We start from the raw sequence: 7,397 nt of genomic DNA on the forward strand, positions 1-7,397 counted from the left end.
CCTCCGTTAGTCTTTTTCGGCCGGCGCGGGGCCGGTCTGCTGGTCGTCTTGCGGGCGGCCATGCTGGCGTTTTACCTCGAAGAAACGTTTGACGGTGTCGAGTTCGCGGGAACGGAACATCGGCGGCAGGCTTTTCCACAGCAGCTTGCCATAGGGTTTATCGACCAGCCGGGTATCGCCGATCATCAGGATGCCGGTGTCGCGTTCGTCGCGGATCAGGCGACCGGCGCCCTGCTTGAGGGTGATGGCGGCATGCGGCAACTGGTAATCGACGAAGGCGTTGCGCCCGCTTTTCTGCATCTGGCCGATGCGGGCGGACAGGACCGGGTCGTCCGGCGGCGAGAACGGCAGCTTGTCGATCACCACCAGCGACAACTGCTCGCCCTTGACGTCGATGCCCTCCCAGAAGGTCTGGCTGGCAACCAGGATGGCATTGGGCGAGCGGCGAAACTTGTCCAGCAATTCGGTGCGGCTGCCCTGCCCTTGCAGCAGCACCGGCCAATCCAGCTTGGCGTCCTTCAGCTTTTGCGTCACCAGTTCGTGCGCTTCGCGCATGGCGCGCAGGCTGGTGAACAATAGGAAGGCGTGCCCCTGCGTCAGTTCCAGCAGCGGCCACGCGCGTTCGATCACCTTGGCGGTGAAGCCGGGCGCGTTGGCCTCGGGCATGTCGCGCGGCACGTAGAGCACGGCCTGCTGCTTGTAGTCGAACGGGCTGTCCCAAGTGGCGGTTTCCGCCTCCCACAGGCCCAGCTCGTGCTGAAAGTGGGTGAACTGGCCGTTGACCGCCAGCGTGGCGGAGGCAAATACCCAGGCGCGCTGGCCGCTGTTGAGCTGGCGCTGGAACAGTTTGGCGATGTTGAGCGGGGTGGCGTGCAGCATGAAGCCGTGCGGCGTGATGTCGATCCAGTGCACCGCCTCTTCGTCGTCGCCGCCCTGCCACTTCGCCAGCACTTCGCGCAGCGCGGTGGCGCGCTCGTGGCACTTCTGCAATTCTTCCGCCCGCTCGGCCTGGGCGGCGAGTTCGCCCTCCAGCGCGGCCAGCTTGTCGCCCAGCTCGGCCAACCGCGCTTCGTATTCCTTGAACTTGGTCGCCAGTTCGTTCTGCGGCAGCCGCGCCGGCTCGGGGCGGAACGCCAGGCGGAAGTCGCGCACGGCCTTTTCCAGCGCTTCGGATGCCTGCGGCAGGCGCACGTAATCCTTGGCGATCACCAGCGCCTCGGCGCGCGCATCGCGCGCCAGTTCCACCAGTTGGCCCGAGGTGATGGTTTCGCCGAAGAACAGGCTGGCCACCTCGGGCAGTTGATGCGCCTCGTCGAAGATCACCGTGTTGCAGGCGGGCAGCAGCTCGCCGGCGCCCTCGTCGCGCAACCAGACATCGGCGAAGAACAGGTGATGGTTGACCACCACCACGTCGGCTTCCTGGGCCTCCTTGCGTGCCTTCAGCACGAAGCAGTCCTTGTGGTGCGGGCAATCGCTACCCAGGCAATTGTCGCGGGTACTGGTGACGTGAGCCCAGATCGGCGCGTCCTCGGCGACGCCGGTACAGCCCGCCTTGTCCCCGGACTGGGTCAGCCGCGCGTAGCGCTCCACCTGTTGCAGGCCGGCGATATCCTCGCGCCGCAGGAAGCGCCCTTCGTGGCGCGCACGCTCCAGATGGTAGTGGCACACATAGTTGGCGCGCCCCTTGAGCAGGGCGATGGTGACCGGCACCTTGAGCAGGTCGCGCACCAGCGGCAGGTCGCGCGCATAGAGCTGATCCTGCAAGGTCTTGGTGCCGGTGGAGACGATCACCTTGCCGCCGCTCATCAGCGCCGGCACCAGGTAGGCGAAGGTCTTGCCGGTGCCGGTACCCGCCTCGGCGATCAGCCGGCCGCGCTGGCGGATGGCGTGCTCGACGGCCTGCGCCATCGCCACCTGCTGCGCCCGCGGCGTGTAGCCGGGAAACGCGGCGGCGATGGGCCCGTCGGCGGCGAAGAGTTCTTCGATCGTCATGAACTGCGTGCACTGGGAAAGCGGGAATTGTATCAGGCGGCATGGCGCCGCTCCGGCAATTCCGCCCTGCGCGCCGCGCGGCAAAAAAAGACGCCCTGCGTGAGCAGGGCGTACAACAGGGAGATGGAGACACTACAAAGGTTCAGGCATGCTCCGAAAGAGGGAGGCACGTAGAGCCTTCAAGGTAGAGCGCCGCCATCGTTGAAAGGTTCTGTGACATATTACGCGGCCGGCGCACCGGGCTCGCGATCGTTGAAAATCACCGTCTGCCCGCTCTGGCCCTTGCTGGCCGGCCCCATCCAGTACAACAGTGACGGCACGATGCTGTCGGTGGCCGGCAGCGTGTCGGGCGACTCTGCCGGGTGGGTCTTGGTGCGGAATGGCGAGCGGATCGGGCCGGGCACCAGCAGGTTGATCCGCAGGTTGGGCAGTTGGTCCCATTCGTCCGCGGCGATCTCCACCCAGGAGCGCTGACCGGCCTTGGAGACGGCGTAACCGCCCCAGTAGGCCTTGGGCTGCAAGGCATGGCTTTCACCCAGCACCAGCACCGACGCGTCGGGTGATTTCTCCAGCAGCGGCAGCAGCGCGCGGGTCATGGCGAACGGCGCGGCGACGTTGACGCGGAACTGGTCCACCCATTCGTCCAGCTTCTGGCTGGTCAGCGGCGACAGGAAGGCAAAACCGTTGGCGGCATGCAGGATGCCATCCAGGCGACCGAACTCGCGCTGGATCAGCATGCCCATCTGCGCCAGTTCCGCCTCGCTGGCCTTGGCCAGATCGAGCGGAATCGCCGCGGGCCGTGCGCCGCCGGCCGCCTCGATGGCATCGTAGATGCGCGCCAGCTTCTTTTCGTTGCGTCCGAGCAGGATCACGGTGGCGCCCTGGCGGGCGAAGGCGAGCGCGGCGGCCTCGCCCAGGCCCTGCCCGGCGCCGGTCACCAGAATCACCCGGTCCTTGAGTTCATCGGCCTTGGCCTGATAGGTCTTCCAGTCGCTCATGCGTTTCAACCGTCTTCATGTTTGCAATGCGACGATTATCCCACGCGCCGCCTTTCGGCCGCTTTGTACGGCCCCTTCCAGCGTAGCGGGATAATCGCCCACCGTGTAATCGCCCGCCAGCCACAAGGTCGGCGCGCGAGTGGCATTGGCAGGCCGCGACAGACCCGGCACGCAAGCGAAGGTGGCGCGCTTTTCGGCGATCAGGCGACACCAGTCGGGCTGGCCCCAGCCGAATGCGCGGTCCAGTTCGATGGCCACCGCCCGCTCCAGCACCTCGCGGGGCAGTTCGCTGTGCGCACCGCGCGCCGACAACACTACGGCGATGCGGTTGGGCACGTCATGGGTATGCCCGTGATCGAACACCCACTGCACCAGGCCGCCGGACAAGCCGACCATCGGTTGCGGCAGGGCGGCGCGATGGTATTCGAGATAAAGCGTCACGATCGGCTGGTAATCCCAGGATTCCAGCGCCGCCACATCGACGCCCAGTTCCTCGGCCAGATCGCGATGCAGCGCCATGCCAAGGCGGTGCGGCGGCAACGCGCAGACCACGCCGTCGAACGCGGTGGCGTCGTCGTTGACCCGCCAGCGCTCCCCGGTCCGCGCCAGTTGCTTCACCGTCTGCCCCAGCCAGATCGAACCACCGTGCCGCTCGACGTAGGCCGCGGCGGCTTCGGGGAACAGGGCGGAAAAATCCACTTTGGGGAACAACAGGTCCGAGGCATCGCGCGCACCGCCCAGGCTGTCGCGCAGCACGTTGAACAGCACTTGCGCCGATGCGAGTTCCAGCGGCGTATTCAGCGCGGCGACCGTCAGCGGACGCCAGAAACAATCGATCAGGCGCGTCGGTTGGCGCTCCAGGTGCAGCCAGGCCGCCACCGAGCAATCCGTCGGCAATACCCAGCGCGCGCGCTGGGCGCCGAGCACGGCGCGGGTCAGCGCCCAGCGCTCGCCCCAGCTCAGGCCCTTCACCCGTGCCAGGCCCGCAGCCAGATGCCAGGGCGCCGGCCAGGCCGGGCAGCGTAGATGGAAATCGGGCTGCACCGCCAGATCGAGCGGCGTGCGCAGGTACGCGGTATCCGGATCGACGCCGACCCGTTGCATCATCGCCAGCAGATCGCGATAGCCGCCGATGACCAGGTGCTGGCCATTGTCCAGCGCGCGGCCATCCAGTGGCACCTTGCGCGCGCGGCCACCGAGCACCTTGCCAGCCTCCAGCACGGCAACGCGCAGGCCGGCGTCGGCCAGTTCGACCGCGGCGGCCATGCCGGCGTAGCCGCCGCCGAGAATCGCGACACGCTTCATGATCGGCCCATCAACCGAACCAATAGGTTTTCCACGCCAGCCACAGCTTGCGGATCGGCGTCAGGCTCAGCCGCTGATTGAGCACCTTCTGCGGGCCGTCGCGCTTGATCTCCTCCAGCGTGGCGCGGTAGATCGCCGCCATCACCAGGCCGGTGCGCTGCGACTTGCGGTCCACTGCGGGCAACTGCTCGATGGCCTTGGCGTAATAGGATTCCGCGCGCTCGATCTGGAATTCCATCAGGCGGCGGAAGTTGTCGGTTTCGCGATAGTTGAGGATGTCCGCGGCGGGTACGTCGAAGCGCTGCAATTCCTCGACCGGCAGGTAGATGCGGCCGCGCCGCGCGTCCTCGCCGACGTCGCGGATGATGTTGGTCAGCTGGAAGGCGATGCCCAGGTCGTGTGCGTACTTCTGGGTCTGGCGATCGCGATAGCCGAAGATGCTGGCGGCCATCAGCCCCACCACCGACGCAACGCGATAGCAGTAGAGCTGCAGATCCTTGAAGGCGTTGTAGCGCGCCTGCTCGAGGTCCATCTGCATGCCGTCGATGACTTCGAGGAAATGCTCGCGCTGCAAGTCATAGGTGGACAAGGCCGGTTGCAGCGCGCGGGTGACCGGATGCTGCGGGTCGCCCGCATAGAGGTTGTCGATCTCCGCGCGCCACCAGGCGAGCTTGGTCCGCGCCAGGTTCTCGTCGTGACACTCGTCGACCACGTCGTCCACCTCGCGGCAGAAGGCGTACAGCGCGGTAATGGCGCGGCGTTGCGCGGCCGGCAGGAAGCGGAAGCTGTAGTAGAAACTGGAGCCGCTCTGGGCTGCCTTGTCCTCGCAATACTGGTCGGGGGTCACGACGGGGCTCCGCGCTGTCAGGTCGGCGGGCATTGTACCCCAGCGGCCTGGCGGCTACTTCTTCGGCAGGTCGAAGCGTACTTCTCGCGTCGTACCCGAAAACCCGGGGAAGGACTGGAACAGGGCGCGGATCAGCCACGGCAGGGCGGGGTCGAAATCCTGCTGATCGCTCTGGTTGCTGGCGCGGCCTTCGTAGCGCTTGGCGAAGTCGCCCTGCTGCAATGGCTGGCGGTCGTAGATGTCGACGTTGAGGAAGCGGGTGTAGACGGTATCGGTCACCGGCACGCTGCCGACCACACCGGTTTCGGGAAAGTAGCTCGGCACCAGCACCACGCCCTGCCCGGTGCTGATCCGCTGGTAGTAGACGCTATAGCCGACCGTGCCCCACACCGGCACCTGTCGGGTCACGGCCTTGCCGTCGTCGACTCCGTAATCCAGCGCCACCAGCCAATCGGCGTCCTGATCGCGCTCGGCCAGCCGCAGGCCCTGCTGCGACAGCGCGGAACCGACCTGGGCTTCGACGTTCTGCTGCAACAGACTCTGGGTTTGTTCTGGTGTGCGTTGGAAGACGAAGCGCTTGCCGGCAAACGGCGTGTCGATGGTGTGGCGCACGCCGACCTGGGCGACGAACTGGGGCGCTGCGCACCCCGTGCACAACAGGACCAGAAACAGGGCCAGCCAGCGCATGTTCGGCCTCAGCGCGCGATGCGCCCCGGAATGCGCGGGGTTTCCACGACCACATCGCCGCACTGCGCACGATGGCGCAGCGCGTGATCGATCAAGGTCAGCGCAAGCATCGCTTCGGCGATCGGCGTCGCGCGGATGCCGACGCAGGGGTCATGGCGGCCGGTGGTCGCCATCATCACCGGGTTGCCCTGCTTGTCGATGGAGCGACGCTCCTGGGCGATGCTGGACGTGGGCTTGACGGCGATGTTCACCACGATGTCCTGCCCGGTGGAAATCCCGCCGAGCACGCCGCCGGCCTCATTGCCGGCGAAGCCTTCCGGCGTCAGTTCATCGCAATGCTCGGAGCCCTTCTGCGCAACGCTCTTGAAGCCGGCACCGATCTCCACGCCTTTGACGGCGTTGATGTTCATCATGTTGTAGGCGATGTCGGCGTCGAGCCGGTCGTAGACGGGCTCGCCCCAGCCGACCGGCACGTTCTCCGCCACCACGGTGATCTTGGCGCCGACCGAGTCGCGCTCCTTGCGGATCGCGTCCATGTAATCCTCAAGCTGCGGCACGATGGCGTTGTTGGGTGAGAAGAACGGGTTTTCCGCCACCTGCCCCCAGGATTCGAAGGGAATCTCGATCTCGCCCAATTGGCTCATGTAGCCACGGATCAGCACGCCATAGCGCTCCTTGAGCCACTTCTTGGCAATGGCGCCGGCGGCAACACGGACTGCCGTCTCGCGCGCGGAGGAACGCCCACCACCGCGATAGTCGCGAATACCGTACTTGTGCCAGTAGGTATAGTCGGCATGCCCAGGGCGGAAGGTTTCGACGATCTTGCCGTAGTCCTGGCTGCGCTGGTCGGTATTGCGGATCAACAGGGCGATCGGCGTGCCGGTGGTACGGCCCTCGAAGACGCCGGACAGGATCTCGACCTGATCGGGCTCCTTGCGCTGGGTCACATGGCGGCTGGTACCGGGCTTGCGCCGATCCAATTCCGCCTGGATATCGGCTTCGCTCAGCGCCATGCCCGGAGGGCAACCATCGACCACGCAGCCGATACCCGGACCGTGGCTCTCGCCAAAGGAAGTGACGGTAAACAGCAGACCAAGCGAATTACCGGACATACGACTCCTGCGGCGCCTTGCGCCCATGACCAGAAATGGGAATTGGGAATTCTAGCATGAGGACCCGCCCAGGCATGGCAGCGGGGCGGCGTGCAAATGGAGGGGGCATGATGGCGATTGTGGAATTGCCATTGCCGTGCCATTGCCGAACGGTAGCGGGCGGTAGTGCAGCGGACCGTTGCCCTGCCCCACCGCTGATCTGTTCCAAACCCCCTAAAGTAAAACCCCCGAGCCTTTTGGGTCTCGGGGGTTTCGCATAAGAGCCTGGCGATGACCTACTTTCACACGGGAATCCGCACTATCATCGGCGCTAAGTCGTTTCACGGTCCTGTTCGGGATGGGAAGGCGTGGGGCCAACTCGCTATGGTCGCCAGACGTAACTCTGGAGTCACGACTGTACTTCGTCACAACTCGCAATTCGATAGAAGAAGCAATACTACTCAGGCGCGGTCAGCT

Annotated in this window: 6 protein-coding genes and 1 rRNA gene; all 7 read right to left on the minus strand. The window is 65.7% G+C overall.

Annotation, left to right across the window (positions count from 1 at the left end; all coding sequences use genetic code 11):
• Nucleotides 1-6: 6 nt before the first annotated feature.
• Nucleotides 7-1,992: a DNA repair helicase YoaA gene (gene yoaA, locus C556_RS0114130; RefSeq protein WP_018748906.1), complete on the minus strand. Its 1,986-nt coding sequence runs from the start codon at nucleotides 1,990-1,992 to the stop codon at nucleotides 7-9.
• 221 nt (nucleotides 1,993-2,213) lie between these two features.
• Complete coding sequence (locus C556_RS0114135; protein WP_018748907.1) at nucleotides 2,214-2,990, minus strand: SDR family NAD(P)-dependent oxidoreductase; 777 nt, start codon at nucleotides 2,988-2,990, stop codon at nucleotides 2,214-2,216.
• 15 nt (nucleotides 2,991-3,005) lie between these two features.
• Nucleotides 3,006-4,295, minus strand: coding sequence for a hydroxysqualene dehydroxylase HpnE (gene hpnE, locus C556_RS0114140; RefSeq protein WP_018748908.1), 1,290 nt, complete (start codon nucleotides 4,293-4,295; stop codon nucleotides 3,006-3,008).
• A 10-nt stretch (nucleotides 4,296-4,305) separates the two neighbouring features.
• Nucleotides 4,306-5,175: a presqualene diphosphate synthase HpnD gene (gene hpnD, locus C556_RS0114145; protein WP_018748909.1), complete on the minus strand. Its 870-nt coding sequence runs from the start codon at nucleotides 5,173-5,175 to the stop codon at nucleotides 4,306-4,308.
• A 21-nt stretch (nucleotides 5,176-5,196) separates the two neighbouring features.
• Nucleotides 5,197-5,829 carry a DUF4136 domain-containing protein gene (locus C556_RS0114150; RefSeq protein WP_018748910.1) on the minus strand — a complete coding sequence of 211 codons (633 nt, stop codon included), beginning with the start codon at nucleotides 5,827-5,829 and terminating at the stop codon, nucleotides 5,197-5,199.
• Nucleotides 5,830-5,837: 8 nt separating this feature from the next.
• Nucleotides 5,838-6,941, minus strand: coding sequence for a chorismate synthase (aroC, locus tag C556_RS0114155; protein WP_026263105.1), 1,104 nt, complete (start codon nucleotides 6,939-6,941; stop codon nucleotides 5,838-5,840).
• Between the two features lie 262 nt (nucleotides 6,942-7,203).
• A 5S ribosomal RNA gene (rrf, locus tag C556_RS0114160) occupies nucleotides 7,204-7,316 on the minus strand.
• Nucleotides 7,317-7,397: the final 81 nt, after the last annotated feature.

The sequence above is a fragment of the Chitiniphilus shinanonensis DSM 23277 genome (assembly GCF_000374805.1).
In the GTDB taxonomy this organism is placed as follows: domain Bacteria; phylum Pseudomonadota; class Gammaproteobacteria; order Burkholderiales; family Chitinibacteraceae; genus Chitiniphilus; species Chitiniphilus shinanonensis.

Excerpts from the sequence above, each read along its gene's own strand:
- aroC (WP_026263105.1), bottom strand. The coding sequence starts at position 6,941 with ATGTCCGGTAATTCGCTTGGTCTGCTGTTTACCGTCACTTCCTTTGGC.
- hpnE (WP_018748908.1), bottom strand. The coding sequence starts at position 4,295 with ATGAAGCGTGTCGCGATTCTCGGCGGCGGCTACGCCGGCATGGCCGCC.
- hpnD (WP_018748909.1), bottom strand. The coding sequence starts at position 5,175 with ATGCCCGCCGACCTGACAGCGCGGAGCCCCGTCGTGACCCCCGACCAG.
- C556_RS0114135 (WP_018748907.1), bottom strand. The coding sequence starts at position 2,990 with ATGAGCGACTGGAAGACCTATCAGGCCAAGGCCGATGAACTCAAGGAC.
- yoaA (WP_018748906.1), bottom strand. The coding sequence starts at position 1,992 with ATGACGATCGAAGAACTCTTCGCCGCCGACGGGCCCATCGCCGCCGCG.
- C556_RS0114150 (WP_018748910.1), bottom strand. The coding sequence starts at position 5,829 with ATGCGCTGGCTGGCCCTGTTTCTGGTCCTGTTGTGCACGGGGTGCGCA.